Origin of the sequence: Sphingopyxis sp. (assembly GCF_035944815.1) — a bacterium.
GTDB lineage: Bacteria > Pseudomonadota > Alphaproteobacteria > Sphingomonadales > Sphingomonadaceae > Sphingopyxis.
In genome coordinates this window covers 459,276-481,594 of the sequence record NZ_DASZAU010000013.1, presented here as the reverse complement: position 1 = coordinate 481,594, position 22,319 = coordinate 459,276, and the positions used below count along the sequence as shown (strand labels likewise).

The following is a 22,319-nucleotide window of genomic DNA, read 5'->3' as shown; positions in this document are numbered from 1 at the left end:
GCCATGCGTCGCGAAGGAAATAAGTGCGCCATTCACCAAGAAGCGAGCTTCTTCGCGCATTTTTCAATGAATTGACAGGAAATTGGATGCCCCGTGAGGATTCGAACCTCAATAGACGGAATCAGAATCCGTAGTCTTACCATTAGACGACGGGGCAATGAGGCGGGCGCAATATGATTGCGAGCGCCCGCTGTCAAGGCCGCTGGGTCGGCCCGAACAAGTCCGCTTGCCCTGACGCATTTCGCCGCTAGCATCGCGCCAACAACAATGGGGGCTGCGCCCCGGCGCAGGACACCCGTAAGGAGTGGGCTGATGCGTCATGTCGCAATCGTCGGGTCGGGTCCCGCGGGCTATTATACCGCCGAAACATTGCAGAAGGCGGAGGATATCGCCGTCGACGTCATCGACCGCCTGCCCGTCCCCTATGGCCTGATCCGCACCGGCGTCGCCCCAGATCACCAGTCGATCAAGGCGGTATCGCGCCGCTATGAAGGCACCGCGCTGACCGACAATGTGCGCTTTGTCGGGCATGTTTCGGTCGGCACCGACGTCACCATCGACGAACTGGTCGACCTGTATGACGCGGTGATTCTCGCAACCGGCGCGCCGAACGACCGCCCGCTCGACATCCCCGGCGCCACCCTGCCCGGCGTGATCGGCAGCGCCGCCTTTGTCGGCTGGTACAACGGCCATCCCGATTTCGCCGACCTCGCCCCATCGCTCGACGCGCCCGGCGTCGCGGTGATCGGCAACGGCAATGTCGCACTCGACGTCGCACGCATTCTCGCCAAGACCGCGCAGGAATTTACCGGCAGCGACATCGTCGCCCATGCCCGCGCCGCGCTCGAGGCCAGCGCGGTGCGCCATATCTCGATCCTCGGGCGCCGCGGCCCGCACCAGATCGCGATGACGCCCAAGGAACTCGGCGAGCTCGGTCACCTCGAGCGCGCCAGCCCGCGCGTCGACCCCGCCGATCTGCCGCCCGAAGGCGACGATGCGATGCTGGAGCCCGGCATGCGCAAGTCGGTGACGCATTTGCGCAGCTTTACCGCCAACCCGGTCGCCAAGCCGGTGACGATCGACTTCGACTTTTTCGCCATGCCGGTCGCGATCGAGGGCGACGGCCGCGTCCAGCGCGTCATCGTCGAACGCACGAGGCTCGACGCCGACCTCCGCAGCCATGGCACGGGCGAGACCTATGCGATCGACGCCGGGCTGGTGATCAGCTGCATCGGCTATCAGACGCCGCCGATCCCCGGCGTGCCGTACGAACATGGCCGCGGCCGCTTCGCGAGCGACGAGGGGCGCATCCTGCCCGGTCTCTACGCGGTCGGCTGGGCGCGGCGCGGGCCGTCGGGGACGATCGGCACGAACAAGCCCGACGGCGCGCGGATCGGCGAAATGGTGATCGAGGATATCGGCCGCGGCGCGGGCAAGGCCGGGCGGCCGGGGCTCGACGCGCTGCTCGCCAGCCGCAACATCACGCCCGTCACCTTCCGCGACTGGCGCCGGATCGAGGAGGCCGAGGTCGCTGCGGCGCTCGACGGCCGCCCGCGCGAGAAATTCACCAGCGTCGAGGCGATGCTCGCCGCGATCGGGCGGTGACCGAACGGCTCCGCACCGCGCTGCGCTGGCTGCTCGCGCTCGCTTATGGCTATGCGGGCTATCTCCATCTCGTGCGGCCCGCCCCCTTTCTCGCGATCACGCCGCCGTGGGTGCCCGCGCCCGAAATCGTCGTGGCCGCGACAGGCATCGCCGAGATCGCCGGTGCGATCGGGCTGATGATCCCATGGACGCGCAAGGCCGCCGGCTGGAGCCTCGCGCTCTATGCGCTCTGCGTCTGGCCCGCGAATGTCCACCATGCGCTCGCCAATGTCGCGATCGGCGGCGAGACGCTCAGCTGGTGGTATCACGGCCCGCGTCTTGCCGCGCAGCCGCTGATCATCTGGTGGGCCTTGTGGGCGAGCGGCGCGACCGACTGGCCGTTTCGCCGCCGCGCCTGACCCTTATTTCGCGACCGGAGTCTCGATCGGCGGCTGGCCCTTCTGGCTCGCCGCATAGGCCTCGACCGCCTTCAGCACGCGCAGCATGTTGCCGCTCGCGATCTTTTCGAGGTCGGCCTGGCTGTAGCCGCGCTTCGCCAGCTCGACGAACAGCGCGGGATAGCCCGACACATCTTCCATGCCGACGGGCGCAGAATCCATCCCGTCATAATCGCCGCCGAGCCCGATATGATCGACCCCGATCGTCTTTTTCAGATGGTCGATATGCTCCGCGACCTTCGCGACATCCGTCGTCGGGACCGGGTTGGCCGCCTCCCACGTCTTCAGCGCCGCATCGGCTGCCGCCGGGTCGCCGGGATACATCGCCTTCAGCCGCGCCTGTTCGGCGGTGCGCGCAAGGCCCTGCGCGCGGACGTCGGCATCGAGGAAGGTCGGCAACAGCACGACCATGACGATCCCGCCATTCGCTTTCACCGCGGGCAGAACGCTGTCGGGGACGTTGCGCGGATGCGGATTGACCGCGCGCACGCCCGAATGGCTGAACATCACCGGCGCGTGCGAAGTTTCGAGCGCGTCCTTCATCGTCGCTTCGCTGACATGACTCAAATCGACGATCATCCCGATGCGGTTCATCTCGCGCACCACCTGTCGGCCGAAATCGGTGAGCCCGTCGTGCGCAGGGGCATCGGTCGCAGCGTCGGCCCAGCTCAGATTCTTCGAATGGGTCAGCGTCATGTACCGCGCGCCGAGATCGTACATCTGGCGCAGCACCGCGAGCGACGAGCCGATCGAATGCCCGCCCTCCATACCGAGCATCCCGGCGATCTTGCCCGCCTTCATCGCCTTTTCGAGTTCGACCGAAGTCGACGCGAGCGCGAGGTCGTTCGGGTAACGCGCAACGAGCCGCTTCATCACGTCGATCTGTTCGATCGTCTGCTGCACTGCCTCTGCCTCGTTCGGATTGCTCGGCACATAGACCGACCAGAATTGCGCGCCGACATGGCCCTTGCGCAGCCGCATCAGGTCGGTGTGCATCGCGATTTCGGGTGGGGTCGCGTCGGGCCGGGCAGTGTCGGTCGTGTCCTGAAAGTCGAAATCGTTGATCATATTGCCCGCGCGCCCGCGCAGCGCCCATGGCACGTCATTATGCCCATCGAAGACCGGCGCCTTCTTCAGTGCCGCTTCGGCGGTTGCCTCGGGCGATTTCTGCGCCAGCGCGGGGGTGGAGACGAGGGCGAGAGCGGCGAGGCCGGCGAGCAGGGTGGGCTTGTTCATGGCGCGCGACCTTACGTGCTTGCGCCGATGGCGCAAGCCTTGCTTGACGCGAGCGTAAAGCCCGCGCAGCATCGGACGATGACAGCTTTCGACGACTGGCGCGCGCGCTCGCCCTATTATGACGAAACCCACGAAGCGCTCGCGCAAAGCGTCCGCCGTTTCGTCGCGCGCGAGATCGCGCCCAACATCGACCGTTGGGAAAACGAGGGCGAACTGCCGCGCGAGTTGCACCGGAAAGCCGCCGAAGCGGGCATTCTCGGCCTCCGCTATCCCGAGCAATATGGGGGGCACAGCGAAGGCTTCGACAATTTCCACGGGCTCGTGCTGACCGAGGAACTTGCAGCGGTCGGCGCAGGCGGGCTCGGCGCGTCGCTGATGACGCACGGCATCGGCCTGCCGCCGATCCTCGCGCTGGGGTCGGAGGAACTCAAGCAGCGCGTCGCGCCGCCGGTGTTGGCGGGCGACAAGATCATCGCGCTCGGCATCACCGAAGCCGGCGGCGGCAGCGATGTCGCGAGCCTCAGGACGACGGCGGTCCGGGACGGCGGCCATTATATCGTCAACGGCGGCAAGATGTTCATCACCAGCGGCATGCGCGCCGACTGGCTGACCTGCGCGGTGCGCACCGGCGGGCCGGGCGCGGCGGGCATCTCGCTGCTGCTGATCGACATGGACAGTCCCGGCATCGAGCGCACGCGGCTCGACAAGATGGGCTGGCGGTGCAGCGACACCGCCGCGATCCATTTCAGCGACGTCCGTGTCCCCGCCGAAAACCTGATCGGCCAGGAGAACGCCGGCTTCATCGGCATCATGCGCAATTTCAACAGCGAACGGCTCGGCATGGCGATGGGCTGCTGCGCCTATGCCCGCGTCGCGATGGCCGAGGCGGCCGAATGGGCGCAGCAACGCGAGACGTTCGGCAAGCCGCTCGTCGGCCACCAGTCGATCCGTATCAAGCTTGCCGACATGGAACGCCAGATCGAGGCGACGCAGGCATGGGTCGACCTCTGCGCCTGGCAGGTCAAGACCGGCAAGGACCGCCCCGCCGACTTCGCGATGCTGAAGGTGCAGGCGACGCGCATGCTGGAAGCCGTCGCACGCGAGGCGGCGCAGGTGCTGGGCGGCGCATCCTATATCACCGGCAGCAAGGTCGAGCGCATCTACCGCGAGGTGCGCGTCAATGCCATCGGCGGCGGCAGCGAGGAAATCATGCTCGATCTCGCCGGGCGGCAGCTCTTCGGCGGGAAGCGCTGACCGCCGTGGACGACAAGGCCATCTCCAAGTCGCTGTCCTATTGGCTGCGGCACAGGCCCGACGCCGGCGGTCTCTCGATCGACCCGGCGGGCTGGACCGAAGTCGAGGCAGTATTGACCGCTCTGGAACGCGCCGACCTGCCACACGGCCCTGGCGATCTTCAGCGCGTCGTCGCCGAGAGCGACAAGAACCGCTTCGAACTCTCGCCCGACGGGCAGCTGATCCGTGCGCGACAAGGGCATTCGATTCCGATCGATCTTGGCTGGCCGGTGACTTCGCCGCCCGACTATCTGTTTCACGGCACGGTCGAAAAATTCCTGCCGGCAATCCTTGCCGAAGGACTCCGTCCGATGGCGCGGCACCATGTCCATCTTTCGGCCGATCACGCAACGGCGACCGCCGTCGGGGCGCGGCGCGGAAAACCCGTGATCCTGCAGGTTGGCGCCGGCATGATGGCCGCCGGTGGCACCGAGTTTCGTTTGTCGGCCAATGGCGTGTGGCTGGTCGACCATGTCCCGCCAGCGTTCATCGACCGCGCCGACTGAGCGGCCTCAGTCGAGCGAATCCGCCTTTGCCTTCTCGGCCAGCGCACACGATTCGGCCTTGAGCGGGCGCGACACGGGGCAGACTTCCTGCACATAGCCGTTGAGCACATTGGTCAGCGCGTCGGGGATCAGGCGGTAAAAGACGAACTGGCCGCGCTTTTCGCTCACGATCAGCCCGGCATTTTCGAGCACCGACAGATGCTGCGACACCGCAGGCTTGCTCATCTCGAACCGCGCCGCGATATCGCCCGCGCTCAGTTCCGCATGCGCCAGATAGGCGAGAATCTTGCGTCGCGGCGTCGATGCCAGTGCCTGAAAAACCCGTTCCATGGTCCCGAAATGGGCATCGCTGGCCGACTTGACAAGCAATAATTTATTTAAGTAATTACTTATATTCTTTTGAACGAGGAGTCGGGCGATGCGCAGCGAACTGAATCCCCACGCGGTCAATTTCCTGATCGACGAGGACGGCCCCAACCCCCGCAAGGGCCGCGTGCGCGCCGACATGCCGAGCATCCTCTGGAATGGCGGCATGGCGGCGACCGCTCTCGTCGCCGGCCCCTTTTTTATCACCCCCTCGGCAATCCTGCTCTTTTTCGTCACCACCGGCGCCGCGCTGCTGCTCGGCCACAGCGTCGGCTATCACCGCATGATGATCCACGGCAGCTTCGCCGCGCCGCGCTGGCTGACGCGCACGCTCGTCTGGTTCGGCACCTTCGTCGGAATGGCGGGCCCCTATGGCATCATCCGCGCGCACGACACGCGCGACTGGGCACAGCGACAGGCCGACTGCCATCCCTTCCTCGCGCACAAGACGCACATCCTCCGCGACGCATGGTGGCAAATCTATTGCCGGCTCGACCTCGATCGCCCGCCGCGTTTCGATTTCGCCGAACTCGACCGCGATCCCTTCTATCGCTGGCTCGAGGCGACATGGCGCTGGCAGCAATTGCCCGTCGGGCTTCTCTTCTTTGCCATCGGCGGTTGGAGCTGGGTTATCTGGGGCGTCGCAGCACGCGTCGCGGTCGCGAATCACGGGCACTGGCTCGTCGGTCATCTCGCGCATAATCGCGGGCCGCAGCACTGGACCGTCGATGCGCATGGCGTGCAGGCCTTCGACGTTCCGTGGGCAGCGATCCCGACGATGGGCGAGGCGTGGCACAACAATCACCATGCCTATCCGGGATCGGCACGCATCGGCCTCCATCCGGGCCAAAGCGACTGGGGCTATGCCGTCATCCGCCTGTGCGAGCGCGTCGGGCTGATGTGGGACGTCCGTACGCCGGACACGATGGGCCTCCGCCCGGGCCTCTCCGAGGTCCCTCGACACGGCGATGGCTTCGCGGCACAGTCGCAGCATGGACACTCTGACGCACAGTTGGCCCACTGAGGCCGAAACACTTCTCGACGACCTCGTCGACCTTCGCCGCGCAATCCATCGCGAGCCCGAATTGGGTCTCCAGAACCCCAAGACGCTCGCGAAGATCAAGGACGCGCTTGCGGGGCTGCCGCTCGAATTTCGCGAGGGGCCGTCGACGACCGGCCTCGTCGCGATCCTGCGCGGGCCCGCAAACGGGCGCACCGTGCTGCTGCGCGGCGACATGGACGCGCTGCCCTTGCTCGAGGACACCGGACTCGATTTCACTTCCGAGATTGCGGGCGCGATGCACGCCTGCGGGCACGACACGCATGTCGCGATGCTCGTCGGCGCGGCGAAGCTGCTCTGCGCCGCACGCGACCGACTGCCCGGCACGGTGATGTTCATGTTCCAGCCGGGCGAGGAAGGCCATCATGGGGCGCGCTTCATGCTGGAGGACGGGATCATCGACCCGCTCCCCGACGCGGCCTTTGCGCTCCATATCATGCCCAACGCGCCGCACGGCATCTTCGCCGGACGCGCCGGCCCGCTGCTCGCCTCGTCCGATGTGCTGAACATCACCGTCAAGGGCGCCGGCGGCCACGCCTCGATGCCGCACGACAGCATCGACCCGATCCCGGTTGCCTGCGCCATCGTCACCGCGATCCAGACGATGGTCACGCGCCGCATATCGGTCTTCGACCCCGCAGTCGTCACCATCGCAAAAATCGCTGCGGGGACGACCAACAATATCATTCCCGAGAGTGCGGAGATGCAGGGCACGATCCGCACCCTGTCGCCCGAACGCCGGGCGATGGTGGCACGCGAACTGAAACGCCTCGCCCCCGCGATCGCCGAGGCGCATGGCTGCACGGCCGAGGTCGAGATTATCGAGGGCTTCCCCGTCACCGTCTGCGACGCGCGCGCCGTGACGTTCGGCCAGTCGGTCGTCGAAGAGACCTTCGGCGAAGAGGCCTGGCTGACGATGGATAACCCCGTGATGGGCGCCGAGGATTTCTCCTACGTCCTCGAAAAGGTCCCCGGTGCGATGTTCTGGCTCGGCGCGAGCGAGGCAGGCAGCGACTGGCGCCAGTGCTGCGGATTGCACAGCAATCATATGGTGCTCGACGAAAAGGTTATGGCGCGCGGCGCCGCCCTGCACGCCGCCCTCGCCGAACGCTTCCTCAATGAAGGCTTCAACGCATGATCAACATCATCGGCGCCATTCTCTCGGGCCTCATCATCGGCGCGCTTGCGCGCTTCTTCTATCCCGGCGCGGTCGAAATGGGCTGGCTCGCGACGATCCTGCTCGGCATCGGCGGCTCGCTGCTCGCGGGGCTCGTGACGTCGCGCGGGCAACGCGATTTCAGCCGCGCCGGCTGCCTCGCCTCGGTGATCGGGGCGATCGTGCTGATTTTCGTCGGACGGATGCTCGGCGTCGGCGGTTAGGGCACCAGCACCGTATCGACCGCCTGCGGCAGCAGGTCGGGATAGTCGAGCGTCGAATGCAGCCCGCGGCTTTCTTTACGATGCAGCGCGCTGCGCACGATCAGCTCGGCGCACTGGAGCAGGTTGCGGAGTTCGATCAGGTCGGTCGTGACGCGGAAATGACCATAATAATCGCCGACCTCGTCGGTCAGCATCTTGATCCGGTGCTGCGCACGTTCCAGCCTTTTGGTCGTGCGCACGATCCCGACATAGTTCCACATGAAGCGGCGGATCTCGGTCCAGTTCTGCTTGATCACCACCTCTTCGTCCGAATCGGTGACACGGCTTTCGTCCCACGGGCGGATCGGCGGCGGCGCGTCGAGTTCGTCCCAGCGCGCGACGATATCCTTTGCCGCCGCTTCGCCGAACACGAAACATTCGAGCAGCGAATTGGACGCAAGCCGATTGGCGCCGTGCAGCCCGCTCTCGGTACATTCGCCCGCCGCATAAAGCCCTGGCAGATCGGTGCGCCCGTCGAGGTCGATCAAGATGCCGCCGCACGTATAATGCTGCGCGGGCACGACCGGGATCGGCTGCTTCGTCATGTCGATGCCGAGCGTCAGCAGCTTTTCATAGATGTTCGGGAAATGCCCCGCGACGAAATCGGGATCCTTGTGGCTGATGTCGAGATGGACATAGTCGAGGCCGTAGCGCTTGATCTGGTCGTCGTTCGCGCGCGCGACCACGTCGCGCGGCGCGAGTTCGGCGCGCGCGTCATAATCGGGCATATAGCGATGCCCCGTGACGGGGTGCTTCAATATGCCCCCCTCGCCGCGCACCGCCTCGGTGATCAGGAAATTCTTGACGTCGAGATTATAGAGGCAGGTCGGGTGGAACTGCATCATTTCCATGTTCGAGACGCGGCAACCTGCGCGCCAGGCCATCGCGATGCCGTCGCCCGTCGCGCCGCGCGGTGCCGTCGAGAATTGATAGACGCGACCGGCGCCCCCGCTTGCGAGGATCGTCGCGCGGCCGACATGCGCGCGCACCTTGCCGCTCTTTTCGTCGAGCGCATAGACGCCCCAGACGCGGCCCGAGCCGGAGTAACGTTCCTCGTGGCGGCCGGTGATCAGGTCGATACACGCCTGCCCCGGCAGCAGCGTGATGTTCGGATGCGCCTCGGCGGTCTTCAATAGCGCCGCCTGCACCGCCCAGCCGGTCGCGTCGTCGACATGGACGATACGGCGGTGCGAATGCCCACCCTCGCGCGTCAAATGCAGCGCCTCGGCCTGCTTGTTGAAGGGGACGCCCATTTCGACGAGCCGTTCGATCGCGTGCGGCGCATTTTCGACGACGAACTCGACCGTCTCGCGCCGGTTGAGCCCGCCGCCCGCGACCATCGTGTCTTCGATATGATTTTCGAATGTGTCGCCGGCGTCGAGCACCGCCGCGATCCCGCCCTGCGCCCAGGCGGTCGACCCGCCGGTGAGTTCGCCCTTCGCGAGAACGAGGACCTTGCAATGGTCGGCAAGCGCGATCGCGGCGGTGAGGCCCGCGGCGCCCGATCCCACGATGATGACGTCGTATTCACTCATGGCGCCTCTGTTGCACAGCAAGGCGCCGCATGACAGGGGGATCGAAGACGCCGTCCAAGGGAATTTTTCGACATGCGCAAAGCTGAACTTGACCGGCGCACGTTGCTGGCCGCGATGGCGGGGCTCCCGCTCGCCGCCTGCGCGCACCGCACCGGGGCCGCCGGCGCAGGCAACCTCGGCGTCGCGACCTTCAACATCTGGCACGATGCCGGCGGGCGGTGGCCGACGCGCCTTCGCCTGCTGACCGCCGCGCTCCGCGCCGCCGACGCGGATGTCATTGCGCTCGAAGAGGTGCTCGAAGACGCCGGCAAGAGCCTGCCCAATCAGGCGACGACGATCGCGCACGACCTCGGTTATCCGGAGGTCCATTTCGTCGCGCCCGAACCCGAGGGTTCGCCCAAACGCTATGGCAATGCGATCCTGACGCGGCTCCCGGTGATCGAGGTCGCGCGGCGTAAGCTCGAACCACTCTCCGACTACCGTACCGCGATTCGTGTGCGCGTGCGGACCGGCGACGGCCCGGTCGATGTCGTCGGCACGCATCTCGCCTGGCAGCCCGAGGCGGCGGCGGTGCGCGCGCAGCAGGTCGCCGACCTGCTCGCCTGGCTGCCGCAGGACGACATGCCGCTCGTTATCATGGGCGATTTCAACGCGCCGCTCGACGATCCGGGTCTCGCGGCGCTGGGGCCGCCGCGCTTCGCTTCTGCCCTCGCGCCCGGTGCGGCACCGACCACGCTCAACCCGGCGCGCGGCCACGCTCCGCGCGTGATCGACCATATCTTCGCCGACTCAGCGCACTTCGCCGTCGCCGCGGCAAAGGTCATCGGCAGCGACGCAGTCGATGGCGAATATCCGTCCGATCATTTCGGGGTTGCGGCTCGCCTGACGCGAAAGGCGATCGGGCGCTAGGGGTTCGGCGAACCCCACGGGCCCTTTTTGCCGGCCGGACGGACGACCACCCCGCCCATATGCGCTTCGCGCGCGCGGCATTTCACGCCGTCGATATAGCAGGTCTCCGACCTGTAAGGCGTGCCATCGGCATAGCTCGCCCGCAGGCTGTCGATCAGGTCGGGATGATCGGGCGCGGCATTGTGATAGCGGACCGACCGTCCGTCGGCATCGGCCGTGCGCGCCTCGCAACCGGCGCAGACATGATCGGGGTAACGCGGATTGGCTTTGAGCGAAGCCCCGCAGATCGGACAGGCCTGTACCGCGCCCTCAGCCATTCGCCGCGCGGGTGAGGTTGAGGAAAACATCCTCGAGGTCGGCCTCGCGCGTCGACACGTCGACGATGCCGTGCCCCATCGCATTAACCGCCGCGAGCACCTCGCCCGCGTTCATGCGGTCCTTGTTGTAACTGATCGCAAGGCCTCGCTCGCCCTCGCGTTCGACCTTCTCGAACGCCGGGTGCGTCGGCAGCACGGTAACGTCGGCATCGAGCGTCACGACGACGATCTTCTCGCGCGCCATGTCGACCAGCTCGCGCGTCGGCTTGTTCGCGATCAGCTTGCCATGGTTGATGATCGCGATGCGGTCGCACAGCTCCTCGGCTTCCTCGAGATAGTGCGTCGTCAGCACCACGGTGACGCCGCGGTCGTTGAGGCTCTGCACATATTCCCAAAGCTGCTGGCGCAGTTCGATGTCGACGCCGGCGGTCGGCTCGTCGAGCACGATGATCGGTGGCGAATGCACCATCGCCTTCGCCACGAGCAGGCGGCGCTTCATGCCGCCCGACAGCGTCCTCGCATAAGCGTCGCGCTTGTCCGACAGATGCACCGCGGCGAGCAGCGCGTCCGAAATGCGCTTGTCCTTCGGCACGCCGTAAAGCCCGGCCTGATTCTCGAGCGTCTCGAACGGCGTGAAAAAGGGATCGAAGACGATTTCCTGCGGCACGATACCGATCGAATATTTGGCGTTGCGCGGGTCGGCGTCGATATCGAAGCCCCAGATGCTCGCCGATCCGTTCGTCTTGTTGACCAGCCCCGCAAGGATGTTGATCAGGGTCGACTTGCCCGCGCCGTTCGGGCCGAGCAGCCCGAAGATTTGCCCACGCGGCACGTCGAAACTGACATTGTCGAGCGCCTGCTTGCCGCCGGCATAAAGTTTCGAGACGGCGTCGATGCGGATGGCGGCTTCACTCATGGCCGCCTCCATAGCCGCGCGCCCAGCCATGCGAAAGCCCGCTAATTTTTCGTCAGCGCCGCGTTAACGTTAAATTGGAAACTCGCCGCTAGACCGAAATGCGTGAGGACCAGCCACAACTTTTGCCCGCTGCCCGTGCAGCGCGGCCTAGCCGCATTCGCGCTCCTGATCGCACCCGCCGCCGTTTCGCCGGCGCTGGCGCAGGGCAGCGCGCAGAGCGAGGCCGAAGCCATCGTGCTTCGCCCGCTTTCCTTCTTCAAGGTCAACGACCTCGATTTCGGCAGCATCATCGCGTCGGGAACCGCGGGCACCGTGCGCCTCCTGCCCGACGGCAGCCGTACCCGCACCGGCGGCGCGACGCTCGCGGGGAACGGCGGCGAGCCCGCGCGTTTCGCAGGACTCGGCACGCCGCAGCGACAGGTCAATATTTCGCTCGGATCGAACACGATATGGATCACCGGGCCGGGCACGCGGATGCGCGTGCGCGACTTCGAGATCGGCAGCACGCCGACCGCGATCCTGTCGACGTCGCCGACGCGTTTCCGCATCGACAGCGCGCTCGGCAATTATAATTTCCCGGTCGGTGCGACGCTCGAGGTCGGCGCCAACCAGGCGCCGGGCGATTACAGCGGCACGTTCACGATCACACTCAACTATCTCTAGAGCTTCTGTGGGGGAAGACGGCACCGGGGACCACTTGCGTTCGTCCGCGATTGCGGACGGATGCTTGCCGGTGCCGTAACACCCCCGCCGGTCGCGCTGACCGATTGCGGGCGCCGCGCGCGCTTGCTATGGGCGCGGTCGATGACCCAGAACACGCCCGAAACCATCCGCACGCCCAAGACCCGCATCGCCTGCGACGGCACCGGCGACGGCCTCGCCAATGCGGCGCTCGGCCATCCGCGCGTCTGGCTGGAAATCGACACCGACGACGGCTTTGCCGATTGCGGCTATTGCGACCGGCGTTTCGTCCTGATCGGCGGGGTCGCCGACAAAAATTGAGTCCGCCGGAAGTAAACGCCGGATTTACCAACCCCATGCATCAGTGATGAAGGTCCGACTGGCATAAGATGTGCCAGACAGGAGCAGAATCTGTGGGGATTCAAGGGACCAGAAACTGTCGGGGGGCTGCTCGCGCCCTGACCATCGCCGTGGCGACGGCCGGTGCGGCGCTATGTACGCCGGCCGCAGCCGCCGACCTCAATGGCACCGTCAACGCGGCGATCGTCCGCCCGAACACGCTGATCAAGACCGACGATCTCGATTTTGGCACGATGACGAGCGGGACGACCGGCGGCACCGTGTCGATCAACGCCGTCACCGGCGCGCGCACGACGACGGGCGGCGTAACCCCGGTGGGCGGCGGGACACAGCGCGCGATATTCCAGGGGACGGGCGGCATCCTGCTCATCACCGTATCGGGCGACACCAGCGTCACCCTGGCGCGCGCCGGCGGCGGCGCGCCCAATATGACCGCCAGCCTCGTCCGCGCCGCGAGCACGAGCGGCGGCGGCATCGCGCTGCTCGGCGCGACGTTGCTGCCCAGCGGCGTCCAGACCTATTATATCGGCGGCACGCTGACCGTTCCGGCGAACCAGCCCGCGGGTGACTACAGCGGCACCTTCACGCTCACCGTCAATTATCTTTAGGTCGGCTTCGGGCCGAATTGTCGCCGCTGCGCAGGCGGCGCCGGCATCCTATTTCGCGGGCAGCGAAGTTCCCGGGTCGTAAGACGACACATGGTTCATCGCGATGACCCAGCGGCCGCCCACCTTGCGGAACAGGCGGGTGTTGATGCCCTGCTGCGCGCGTTCGGGCCGGGTCAGGCGATAATGGCTGATCAGCAGCGCGGCATCGGGCGCCAGCACATCGATGCTGATGTCATAGAAATGGACTGTCCCGCGGCGTTCGGGCGAGCCGCCATAGTCACGGACATAATGGTCGAGCGTGCCCTGCCAGCCGTCCTGGATCTTGCCGCCCGAGACGAAGATCACGCCGGGGTTCAGGAAACCCGCCATATAGCCCGTGAAGTCGCTGCGGTTCCACGCCGCCTCCATATCGGCGACGACTTTCAGGATCGCCGCCTTTTCGGCGGCCTCGTCGATATGACCCGGCTCGGCATGCGCGGGCGTCGCTGCCGCAAAAAGCAGCAGCGCCGCCAGCATCTTCATCCATTTCGTCATGACGGCCTCCCTCAGGGTTTGCGCAGGAACAGCGGATGTTCGGGCAGGCGCGAACGATCGACAAGCCTTCCCTGCGCGATCACCGCTTCGACCTTTTCGATATTGCGAATATCGGCGAGCGGGTCGGCGGAAAGCAGGACGAGGTCGGCGATCTTGCCGGTCTCGATCGTACCGAGGTCGTTTTCCATCCGCGCGGCGGCGGCGCCATGTTTGGTGCCTGCGACGATCGCCTGCATCGGGGTCATGCCGAGTTCGACGAGCCCCTCGATCGCACGAATCGTCCCGATCCCGGGCTCCGCCTCGTCGCCTTTGGGCACGCGGCGGAACTCGGGCGCGTCGCCATAATAGCTGTCGGTCGCGGGGGTGACGCGGCATCCTGCCCTGATCAGCCGTTCGGCGTTGCGGCGCTGAACGTCCTGATTGTCGTCCATCGCCTCGAGCCGCCGCCAGCGTTCGGCGCCGGTCGTCGCGGGCGGCATTTTCGCGATCGACGCCCCGACCTCGGCGCGCTTCGCCAGATGCTTCCTGCGATAGTCACCGGTGATGTAGTTCGACCGGATCCCGCACAGCACATCCTTCTTCACGATCAGCGCGATCAGCTCGTCGGGCAGGTCGCGGCTGGTCAGTTCGGGATGCTGGATCAGGTCGATCCCCGCCTCGACCGCGAGCGTTAGCCCTTCGGAGCTGGTTGCGTGCGTTTCGACGGGTTTGCCGCGCTTGTGCGCTTCCTCGACGATCACCGCCTGCTGGCGCGGCGAGAAGCCGATCAGCGCGGGGCGGAGGAAATGGCTGGTGCCGCCATATTTGATGAAGTCGACCCCCTTGTCGAGATAGCGGTTCATCGCGGCGCGCAGCTCGTCGGGCGTCATGTCCATGATTTCTTCGCCCATGTCCTGCGCGAGCAGGTCGTTCCATTTCTCCTGGAACAGCGACAGCTCCGAATCCTTGGTGAGCGAGAAGGTCAGCGAAAAGGGGCCGCCCCAGCCGAGGATATTGCCCGCCGCCTTCAGCCGCGCCCCGACGACTTCGCCGCGGTCGATGCGGTCGCGTACCGCGAGGATCGGCGGCAGCACGCCATAGCTGTCGCGCATCGTCGTCACGCCATAGGTCAGCGCGCGCTGCGCGAACTCGAGCGCGAGTTCCTCGCCGCGGTCGGCATATTTGAGCGACGTGTCGCGCCGCGCCGGCTGCCCATAGACCGAGACGTGGACATTGCTGTCGATGAAACCCGGCAGCAGATAGCGCCCGCGCCCGTCGATCACTTGAGTGCCGGTCAGCTCCCCGCCGCTTTTGCCGATCGAAACGATCCGTCCCTTCTCGGCGATAACGGTCATGCCGGGCCGCGGCGGCGCGCCGGTTCCGTCGATGATCGTGACGCCGGTGATCGCGATGCGGTCGCCCGCAGGCGCCTCCGCGCGAGTCGCGCTCGCGGCGCAAAGCGCGGAAAACATCAGAAACATGCCCGCAAAAGCGGTTCTGAGACAGTTTGTTACGGCCATATCCACCTCCCGCGAAACTTGCGGCATTGACTCCGCGAAGATTGAGTATATCGTATTTCGTATACAGTAATAGCAAAAAGGGGTCGTGATGCTGTACCGCGAGGAAAGGGCGACGCGTGGTAACGCCGCTTTTTCGCGGACGGCCGTGCGCGCCCTTTCGCGGACCTCCCCTCTCCGCACCGTCATATCAGCCGATCACCGCCCCGCGCACGGCAAAGGGACTCTCCCCTTTGGTCCGGCAGCCGCCGGGGGCGCCCCAAGCTCCGACATGTTCGCCGTCCAGCCAGCCGGGTCGCAGCGCGAGTCATCGCGTCCGTCCCTCACAAGAAGAGGAAGCTGAGCGGCGTCCGGGGAAGCGTGCAGGAGAGAATGACGTCGTCCGCCGTCCGGCGGGCACAACGACATCAATGACAGGCCAAAGGCCGTACACAGGGAGCGTCCAAATGTCTTACGATCACAGCAATCCGCAGGCCCGTTTTCGCCGCATACTTCTTGCCACCAGCCTCTTATCCGCCGTCGCCCTGCCCGGCGCGGCCGCCGCACAGGACGTGGCCGCCGCCGACGCGACCGCTGCGGAAGCCCCGACCGATATCGTCGTCACCGGGTCGCGCCTGCAGCGCACCGACCTGACCGCACCCAGCCCGATCACGATCGTCGGGCAGGAAGAGGTTCAGCTGTCGGGCAATCTCACGCTCGAAAAGACGATGAACGAATTCCCGCAGCTCGCATCGGGCAACACGTCGACCGTCAACAATGGCGGCGGCGCGGGCGTGCTCACCGCGAACCTGCGCGGGCTCGGCGAAACGCGCACGCTGACGCTGGTCAACGGCCGGCGCTTCATTCCCGCCAACTCGAACGGATCGGTCGACCTCACCAGCATCCCCGACGCGCTGATCAAACGCGTCGAGGTGATCACCGGCGGCGCGTCGGCGGTCTATGGCTCCGACGCGATCGCGGGCGCGGTCAACTTCATCCTCGACGACAGTTTCGAAGGGCTGCAGATGTCGGCGCAGGCCGGCATTTCGGACCGCGGCGATGCCGCGTCGAAAAAGATCGACATCACCTTCGGCGCCGATCTTGGCGGCGGTCGCGGCAATGTCGCCATCTCGGGCGCCTGGGCGAAACAAAATCCGATCACGCAGGCGGACCGTCCGTTCGGCAAGGTACCGCTCGCCGAAATCAACGGCGCGCTCGTCTATTCGGGGTCGGGCAATATTCCGGGCACCCGCGTGCCGCTGAGCCTCGCGCAGCGCAACGCGCTCGTCGGCGTCAACATGACCCCGACCGGCCCCTGCACCTCGATCACCGGCATCCGCTTCGGCGAAGGCGGCACGCCGCTACCCTATTGCCAGCCCGAAGACACCTATAACTATGCGCCGTTCAACCTGCTCCAGCGTCCGCTCGAGCGCATCAATTTCTCGGCGCTCGCACATTACGACATCACCGATCACATCACCGCTTATGCCGAAGCCTTCTTCGTCAATGCGAAGAATAATTCGAAACTGGCGCCCGACAGCTTCACGCCCGTGACCCCCGGCGCGGCGTCGTCGACATTGCTCGTGCCGAACTATGCCACCAGCGCCAGCCTGTCGCCCGCAGTGCGCGACTTTTTCGTCAACAATGCGGCGCTCTTCGATCCCGATGGCGACGGCACGGCAGCGGTCGTCGGCGGCGGCCGCCGCGCCGACGAACTCGGCACGCGCGACAGCTTTTTCGAGCGCCAGTCCTATGCGGTCACCACCGGCCTGCGCGGCGATTTCGACATCGGCAAGCAGACCTGGCGCTGGGACGCCTTCTACCAATATCTGCGCAACCGCACCGACACGCGCTCGGAAGGCGTGATCAACCAGACGCGCCTCAGCCTCGGGCTCGATTCGATCGTCAACGGGTCGGGGCAGATCGTCTGCCGGTCGGGCGTGCCGGGCTGCGTCCCCGTCTCGATCTTCGGCCTCGGTTCGATCACCCCCGAAGCCGGCGCCTACCTCACCCCAACGCGCACCAGCAACGACATTTTCGAACGTCAGGTCGCTGGCGCCTCGCTGAGCGGCGTGTTGTTCGACCTGCCGGCCGGGCCGGTCGCGGTCGCGGTGGGCGTCGAATATCGCAAGGACAGCTATCAGTCGACGCCGAGCGCGATGGACCTCAACAAGGAATATGGCGCCGCATCGAGCAACGCGCTCAAGGGCTCGTTCGACGTCAAGGAAGTGTTTGGCGAAATCCGTATCCCGATCCTGTCGGACACGCCCTTTTTCGACACGCTCGCGATCGAGGGCGCAGCGCGCTATTCGGACTATTCGACCGTCGGCGGCGTCTTCACCTGGAAGGCCGGCGGCGAGTGGGCTCCGGTGAGCTGGGTCCGCATCCGCGGCGCGTATAACAGCGCGATTCGCGCGCCGAACATCAACGAGCTGTTCTCGGCGGTGGGTCAGGGCTTCACCGGGGGCACCGACCCGTGCGCCCGGCCGAACCTGACCGGCGCCGATCCGCGGAGTCAGCAGCTGCGCGACTTCTGCGTCGCGCAGGGCGTGCCGTCGGGCGATATCGCGACCTTTACGCAGGCGACGCTGGGGCTGACGCAGGAAACGGGCGGCAACCCCAATCTGACCGAGGAAAAGTCGAAAACCTATACGATCGGCGCGGTCATCTCGCCGCCGTTCATCCCGCGCCTCAACATCACGGTCGACTATTTCAACGTCGCGGTGAAGGGCGCGATCACGACGATCAACGCGCAGCAGACGCTCAACGACTGCTACACCGGCCTCAACGCGGCGAGCCCGACCTGCCAGGCGGTGTTCCGCCTGTCGAGCGGGCAGATCGACTATGTCCGCACCAACCAGAATAATATCGGCCAGCTGAAGGTACGCGGGCTCGACGTGCAGGGTGACTATACGATCCCGCTTCCGGCGGCGCTCGGCGACGACGCCCAGTTGCGCCTGACCGGGGTCGCAAGCTGGCTGTTCGAACGCTCGACGCAGGTGCTGAGCACCGTCGCGCCGCAGGATTGCGCCGGCTTCTATGGCGCGGGCTGTTCGACCGGCACCGGCGGCTTCATCGTTCCCGACTTCAAACTGAACCTTGGCGCCGCCTATAACAGCGGTCCGCTGAGCATTCGGGGACAGGCGCGGATGATCGGCGGGCTCAAGGTGTTCCCGACCGTCACCACCACCAATATCAAGACCGCCCCGGCGACATGGTATTTCGACATGACCGGCACATTCGAAATCAACGACAATTTCACCTTCTTCGCCGGTGTCGACAATCTGTTCGACAAAATGCCCCCGATCCTCGGCACCACCTTCGTCGGCGACGCCAATGTCGACGTGTCGCTTTATGACACGCTCGGCCGGCGCTATTTTGCCGGCGTTCGCATGAAGTTCTGAGGATCGCCCGGCCGGCGGAGGGTCCCTGCTCCGCCGGCCTTCTTTTTACCCTGTTGATGGAAGGCCGGAGTCCATGACATCCCAGTCGCGCCCTGTCGTCGCCCTGCTCACCGCCGTCTCGCTGTTCGCCGCCCTGCCGGTCGCATCCGCCGCCCCCGCATCGTCCGGCGCCGCTGTCGCCGACGTCATCCCGGCACGGACCGAGGGCATCGGCCCGTTCAAGCGTGTCGTGCTGCGCAACGTCAATATGGTCGATGGCACCGGCGCGCCCGCGCAGGGCCCGTTCGACATCGTGATCGAGAATGACCGCATCGCGCAGGTCAAGTCGATCGGCGTCCCCGGCGCGATCGACCCCGCCGCGCGCGCCGCACCCGGCGATCATGAAATCGACCTCACCGGCTATTATGTCATGCCGGGGTTCGTCGACGCGCACGTCCATCTCCATTCGCTGAGCGATGCGCAGGGCGTGCCGTCGGACTATATATTGAAGCTGTGGATGGCGCACGGCATCACCTCGGTCCGTGACCTTGGCAGCGGACATCCGATCGAATGGCTGGTCGACATCAAAAGGCGTAGCGAACGCAACGAGATCGTCGCGCCGCGCATCGACATCTATCCGATGTTCCACCAGATCCGCGGCCCGGTGAACGACGCCGCGACCGCGCGCGCGGTCATCCAGGAAGCGAAGAAGCGCGGCGCCGCCGGGATCAAGTTCATCGGCGGCGCGCCCGAAGACGTGCTCTATGCTGCGATCGACGAGACGAAGAAGCAGGGGCTGCACAGCACGATGCACCACGCCCAGCAGCTCGTCGCCTATGCCAATGTCGTGAACACGTCGGAGGCCGGGCTCGAAAGCATGGAGCATTGGTACGGGCTGCCCGAGGCGATGTTCGCCGACAAGCGCATCCAGTCCTTTCCGACCGACTTCATCAACAATGACGAACAGATGCGCTTCGGCGAGGCGGGGCGGCTGTGGGCGCAGACCGCCGAGCCCGGATCGGATGCGTGGAACAAGGTCATGGACACGCTGCTCGAACGCAAGTTCGTGCTCGACCCGACCTTTACCGCTTACCTGACCAGCCGCGATTTCATGCGTATGAGCCGCGCAAGCTGGCACGACGAATATACGATGCCCGCGCTGTGGGACTTCTATCGCCCGAGCCGCGTCAACCACGGCGCCTACTGGTTCGACTGGACCACCGAGCATGAGATGGCGTGGAAGGACAATTACCGGCGCTGGATGCGTTTCGTGAACGATTACAAGAATCGCGGCGGGCGCGTCACCATCGGCAGCGACGCCGGCTATATCTATAACCTCTATGGCTTCGGCTATATCCAGGAGATGGAGCTGATGCGCGAAGCGGGCTTCAGTCCGCTCGAGGTGATCCACGCCGCGACGCAGCAGGGTGCGCGCCTGCTCGGCCACGACGATCAGGTCGGCACGATCCGCGTCGGACGCAAGGCCGACCTCGTCATCGTCAAGGGCAATCCGCTGGCGAACCTCAAACTGCTGTTCGGCACCGGTACGGTGAAGCTCAATGACGCGACCGGCAAGGTCGAGCGCGTCGGCGGCATCGCCTACACCGTCAAGGACGGCATCATCTACGACGCGGCGAAGCTGCGCGCCGAAATCCGCGACATGGTGGCGAAATCGAAGGCCGAGCGCCGCCTGCCGGCGGGACCGATGGTCATCGAAAACGCAGGGACCGCCGATTGAACCAGACGGGCAAAGGGAGAAAGACATGAGCGGAGTTTCGGTGGCACGGACGATCGCGCTGGCGCTGGCGGCCTTCGCCGCGCAGGCGGCGATTGCACAGGCGCCCGCGGCGAGCAGCGCCGATGCACGATTGAAGGCGCTGTACGAGCGCGAATGGCAGTGGCGGCAGGATCAGGGGTTGCGCAGCGGTCGCGGCGGCGACGGGGACGGCCCGACGCACCTGCCCAAGGTCGATGCGGCGACGCAAAAGGCGCGCCTCGATTACTGGACCAAGGCGCTCGCCGAACTCGACGCGATCCCCGTCGACCAGCTCTCGCCCGAGGAAAAGATCAACGCCGCGGTGTTCCGCCAGTCGATCGAGACGATGGCGAGCGACATCAAATACAAGACCTATGAGGCGCCGTTCAACGCCGACACCTTCTTCTGGTCGGGGCTGAATCCGCGCAGCGGCGGCTTTGCCACCGCGCAGGCCTATCGGAACTATATCGCCCGGATGCGCGACATCCCGCGCTTCTTCGACGAACAGACCGCGAATATGCGCGCGGGCCTCGCGCGCGGCTTCACCGTGCCGCAGATTGCAGTGCAGGGCCGCGACGCGACGATCAAACCCTACCTGCCCGCCGACCAGAGCAACAGCTTCTACGACGCGTTCAAGGAAATGCCCTCGACGATCCCCGCCGCCGAACAGGCTGCGCTGCGAGCCGAGGGCGAAAAGGTGATCCGCGAAACGGTCGCCCCTGCCTATGCCAAGCTCTACGCCTTCATCCGCGACGACTATATGAAGCGCGCTCGCACGACGCTGGCGGGAGAAAAGCAGCCCGATGGCCCCGCCTTCTATCAGGCGCAGATCAAGGGCTTCACGACGCTGGACCTGACCGCCGAGCAGATCCACCAGATGGGATTGAAGGAAGTCGCGCGGATCAAGGCCGAGATGGAGCAGGTCAAGGCGAGCACCGGCTTCAAGGGCGACATGCCGGCGTTCCTCAAATTCCTGCGCACCGACCCCCAATTCTATCCCAAGACGGCTTATGAGCTGCTCGCCAAATCCTCCTATGTGGCGAAGCGGATGGATGCGAAGCTGCCCGAAACGATCGGCTTCCTGCCGCGGCGGCGCTTTGCGATCCTGCCCGTACCGCCGGCGCTGGCGCCGATCTATACCGGCGGGCGCGGCGGCCTCGAAAGCTGCATGATGAACACCTACGACCTGCCATCGCGGCCGCTCTATACGTTGACCGCGCTGACGATCCACGAATGCAACCCGGGGCACAGCTTCCAGTCGGCAGTGGCACAGGAAGCGACGCGCCGCCCGGCGTTCCGCCGCGGCACCGGATTTTCCGGCTATGGCGAGGGCTGGGCGCTCTATTGGGAATGGATGGGCAGCAAGCTCGGCATGTACGAAACGCCGTACGAGGATTTCGGGCGGCTCTCCTACGAGATGTGGCGCGCATCGCGGCTCGTGATCGACACCGGCATCCATCATTATGGCTGGAGCCGCCAGCAGGCGCAGGACTATCTGCGCGGCAACACGGCTTTGTCAGAGCATGAGATCACGACCGAGATCGACCGTTATATCGCATGGCCCGGACAGGCGCTGGCCTACAAGCTGGGCGAGATGCTGATCCGTCGCAAGCGCGCCGAAGCCGAAGCCGCGCTCGGCGACAAGTTCGACCAGCGCCACTTCCACGATGCGATCCTCGCGCTGGGCTCGGTGCCGCTGCCGGTGCTCGAAGCGCGGCTCGACCAGTTCATCGCCGACGGCGGGGTGAACCCGCCGGGGTTCAATCCCGCGCTGCCCGAGGCCGCGAGCGCGCCGTAACGGTTTTTCCGTCATCCTGACGACTGGGGCGGCCGTAGCGATACGGTCGCCCTCTTTTTTGGGGATTCTCCCAAGCCGCTCGATGGGACCGCAGAGCGAACGGGCCTTTGCGTCGCCGGTTCGCT

The 22,319-nt window shown here is 65.8% G+C and carries 21 protein-coding genes and 1 tRNA gene; 14 read left to right on the top strand and 8 right to left on the bottom strand.

Features of this window, described 5'->3' with window-relative positions:
- Nucleotides 1–83: 83 nt before the first annotated feature.
- Nucleotides 84–157, bottom strand: a tRNA-Gln gene (locus VGU00_RS19715).
- 155 nt (nucleotides 158–312) lie between these two features.
- On the opposite strand from VGU00_RS19715, the gene VGU00_RS19710 reads away from it, so the two are divergent.
- Nucleotides 313–1,605: an FAD-dependent oxidoreductase gene (locus VGU00_RS19710; RefSeq protein WP_327471600.1), complete on the top strand. Its 1,293-nt coding sequence runs from the start codon at nucleotides 313–315 to the stop codon at nucleotides 1,603–1,605.
- Nucleotides 1,602–2,003, top strand: coding sequence for a DoxX family protein (locus VGU00_RS19705; RefSeq protein ID WP_327471598.1), 402 nt, complete (start codon nucleotides 1,602–1,604; stop codon nucleotides 2,001–2,003). Before VGU00_RS19710 ends, VGU00_RS19705 begins: the two co-directional genes overlap by 4 nt.
- Nucleotides 2,004–2,006: 3 nt before the next feature.
- Here VGU00_RS19705 and VGU00_RS19700 read toward each other — a convergent pair whose 3' ends face one another.
- Nucleotides 2,007–3,278, bottom strand: a complete 1,272-nt coding sequence (locus tag VGU00_RS19700; RefSeq protein WP_327471596.1) for a dipeptidase — start codon at nucleotides 3,276–3,278, stop codon at nucleotides 2,007–2,009.
- A 78-nt stretch (nucleotides 3,279–3,356) separates the two neighbouring features.
- Here VGU00_RS19700 and VGU00_RS19695 point away from each other — a divergent pair, with 78 nt between their 5' ends.
- Entirely contained in the window at nucleotides 3,357–4,532 is a 1,176-nt protein-coding gene (locus tag VGU00_RS19695) for an acyl-CoA dehydrogenase family protein (protein ID WP_327471594.1), read from the top strand.
- A 5-nt stretch (nucleotides 4,533–4,537) separates the two neighbouring features.
- On the top strand, nucleotides 4,538–5,077 hold the full coding sequence (locus tag VGU00_RS19690) for an RNA 2'-phosphotransferase (RefSeq protein WP_327471592.1): 540 nt from the start codon (nucleotides 4,538–4,540) through the stop codon (nucleotides 5,075–5,077).
- A 6-nt stretch (nucleotides 5,078–5,083) separates the two neighbouring features.
- Here the strand turns inward: VGU00_RS19690 and VGU00_RS19685 are convergent, their stop codons facing one another.
- Nucleotides 5,084–5,407, bottom strand: a complete 324-nt coding sequence (locus VGU00_RS19685; protein ID WP_327471590.1) for a metalloregulator ArsR/SmtB family transcription factor — start codon at nucleotides 5,405–5,407, stop codon at nucleotides 5,084–5,086.
- Between the two features lie 88 nt (nucleotides 5,408–5,495).
- On the opposite strand from VGU00_RS19685, the gene VGU00_RS19680 reads away from it, so the two are divergent.
- Genes VGU00_RS19680 through VGU00_RS19670 form a run of 3 tightly spaced genes read left to right on the top strand, consistent with a single transcriptional unit; the run spans nucleotide 5,496 to nucleotide 7,883 of the window.
- Nucleotides 5,496–6,467, top strand: a complete 972-nt coding sequence (locus VGU00_RS19680) for an acyl-CoA desaturase (RefSeq protein WP_327471588.1) — start codon at nucleotides 5,496–5,498, stop codon at nucleotides 6,465–6,467.
- The gene (locus VGU00_RS19675; RefSeq protein ID WP_327471586.1) at nucleotides 6,436–7,641 is read left to right on the top strand and encodes a M20 family metallopeptidase; all 1,206 of its coding nucleotides are present in this window, start codon (nucleotides 6,436–6,438) and stop codon (nucleotides 7,639–7,641) included. Before VGU00_RS19680 ends, VGU00_RS19675 begins: the two co-directional genes overlap by 32 nt.
- Nucleotides 7,638–7,883, top strand: a complete 246-nt coding sequence (locus VGU00_RS19670) for a GlsB/YeaQ/YmgE family stress response membrane protein (RefSeq protein WP_327471584.1) — start codon at nucleotides 7,638–7,640, stop codon at nucleotides 7,881–7,883. The genes VGU00_RS19675 and VGU00_RS19670 overlap by 4 nt, the downstream gene beginning before the upstream one ends.
- Here the strand turns inward: VGU00_RS19670 and nadB are convergent.
- Nucleotides 7,880–9,457 (bottom strand): L-aspartate oxidase, encoded by a 1,578-nt coding sequence (gene nadB, locus VGU00_RS19665; RefSeq protein WP_327471582.1) that lies wholly within the window; start codon nucleotides 9,455–9,457, stop codon nucleotides 7,880–7,882. The genes VGU00_RS19670 and nadB overlap by 4 nt on opposite strands.
- Nucleotides 9,458–9,529: 72 nt before the next feature.
- On the opposite strand from nadB, the gene VGU00_RS19660 reads away from it, so the two are divergent.
- Nucleotides 9,530–10,366 carry an endonuclease/exonuclease/phosphatase family protein gene (locus VGU00_RS19660; protein WP_327471580.1) on the top strand — a complete coding sequence of 279 codons (837 nt, stop codon included), beginning with the start codon at nucleotides 9,530–9,532 and terminating at the stop codon, nucleotides 10,364–10,366.
- On the opposite strand, the gene VGU00_RS19655 is transcribed toward VGU00_RS19660, so the two are convergent.
- Nucleotides 10,363–10,683, bottom strand: a complete 321-nt coding sequence (locus VGU00_RS19655) for a hypothetical protein (protein WP_327471579.1) — start codon at nucleotides 10,681–10,683, stop codon at nucleotides 10,363–10,365. The two genes, VGU00_RS19660 and VGU00_RS19655, sit on opposite strands and share 4 nt — an antisense overlap.
- Nucleotides 10,676–11,599, bottom strand: coding sequence for an ABC transporter ATP-binding protein (locus tag VGU00_RS19650; protein WP_327471577.1), 924 nt, complete (start codon nucleotides 11,597–11,599; stop codon nucleotides 10,676–10,678). Before VGU00_RS19650 ends, VGU00_RS19655 begins: the two co-directional genes overlap by 8 nt.
- Before the next feature lie 135 nt (nucleotides 11,600–11,734).
- On the opposite strand from VGU00_RS19650, the gene VGU00_RS19645 reads away from it, so the two are divergent.
- The 3 genes from VGU00_RS19645 to VGU00_RS19635 all read left to right on the top strand — a co-directional run bounded on the left by VGU00_RS19645 (nucleotide 11,735) and on the right by VGU00_RS19635 (nucleotide 13,248).
- A complete protein-coding gene (locus VGU00_RS19645; RefSeq protein WP_327471576.1) occupies nucleotides 11,735–12,262 on the top strand; it encodes a DUF4402 domain-containing protein in 528 nt (175 codons plus the stop codon).
- Nucleotides 12,263–12,403: 141 nt separating this feature from the next.
- A complete protein-coding gene (locus tag VGU00_RS19640) occupies nucleotides 12,404–12,601 on the top strand; it encodes a zinc-finger domain-containing protein (protein WP_327471574.1) in 198 nt (65 codons plus the stop codon).
- Nucleotides 12,602–12,750: 149 nt separating this feature from the next.
- Nucleotides 12,751–13,248 carry a DUF4402 domain-containing protein gene (locus VGU00_RS19635; RefSeq protein WP_327471572.1) on the top strand — a complete coding sequence of 166 codons (498 nt, stop codon included), beginning with the start codon at nucleotides 12,751–12,753 and terminating at the stop codon, nucleotides 13,246–13,248.
- A 48-nt stretch (nucleotides 13,249–13,296) separates the two neighbouring features.
- Here the strand turns inward: VGU00_RS19635 and VGU00_RS19630 are convergent, their stop codons facing one another.
- Both VGU00_RS19630 and VGU00_RS19625 read right to left on the bottom strand, forming a co-directional pair.
- A complete protein-coding gene (locus VGU00_RS19630; protein ID WP_327471570.1) occupies nucleotides 13,297–13,782 on the bottom strand; it encodes a nuclear transport factor 2 family protein in 486 nt (161 codons plus the stop codon).
- An 11-nt stretch (nucleotides 13,783–13,793) separates the two neighbouring features.
- Nucleotides 13,794–15,233: an amidohydrolase family protein gene (locus VGU00_RS19625; RefSeq protein ID WP_327471568.1), complete on the bottom strand. Its 1,440-nt coding sequence runs from the start codon at nucleotides 15,231–15,233 to the stop codon at nucleotides 13,794–13,796.
- Nucleotides 15,234–15,724: 491 nt separating this feature from the next.
- Between VGU00_RS19625 and VGU00_RS19620 the strand changes: the two genes are divergently transcribed.
- The 3 genes from VGU00_RS19620 to VGU00_RS19610 all read left to right on the top strand — a co-directional run bounded on the left by VGU00_RS19620 (nucleotide 15,725) and on the right by VGU00_RS19610 (nucleotide 22,194).
- Entirely contained in the window at nucleotides 15,725–18,661 is a 2,937-nt protein-coding gene (locus VGU00_RS19620) for a TonB-dependent receptor domain-containing protein (protein ID WP_327471566.1), read from the top strand.
- 73 nt (nucleotides 18,662–18,734) lie between these two features.
- The gene (locus VGU00_RS19615) at nucleotides 18,735–20,378 is read left to right on the top strand and encodes an amidohydrolase family protein (RefSeq protein ID WP_327471564.1); all 1,644 of its coding nucleotides are present in this window, start codon (nucleotides 18,735–18,737) and stop codon (nucleotides 20,376–20,378) included.
- Between the two features lie 25 nt (nucleotides 20,379–20,403).
- Nucleotides 20,404–22,194, top strand: a complete 1,791-nt coding sequence (locus VGU00_RS19610; RefSeq protein WP_327471562.1) for a DUF885 domain-containing protein — start codon at nucleotides 20,404–20,406, stop codon at nucleotides 22,192–22,194.
- The last annotated feature ends 125 nt before the right edge of the window (nucleotides 22,195–22,319 follow it).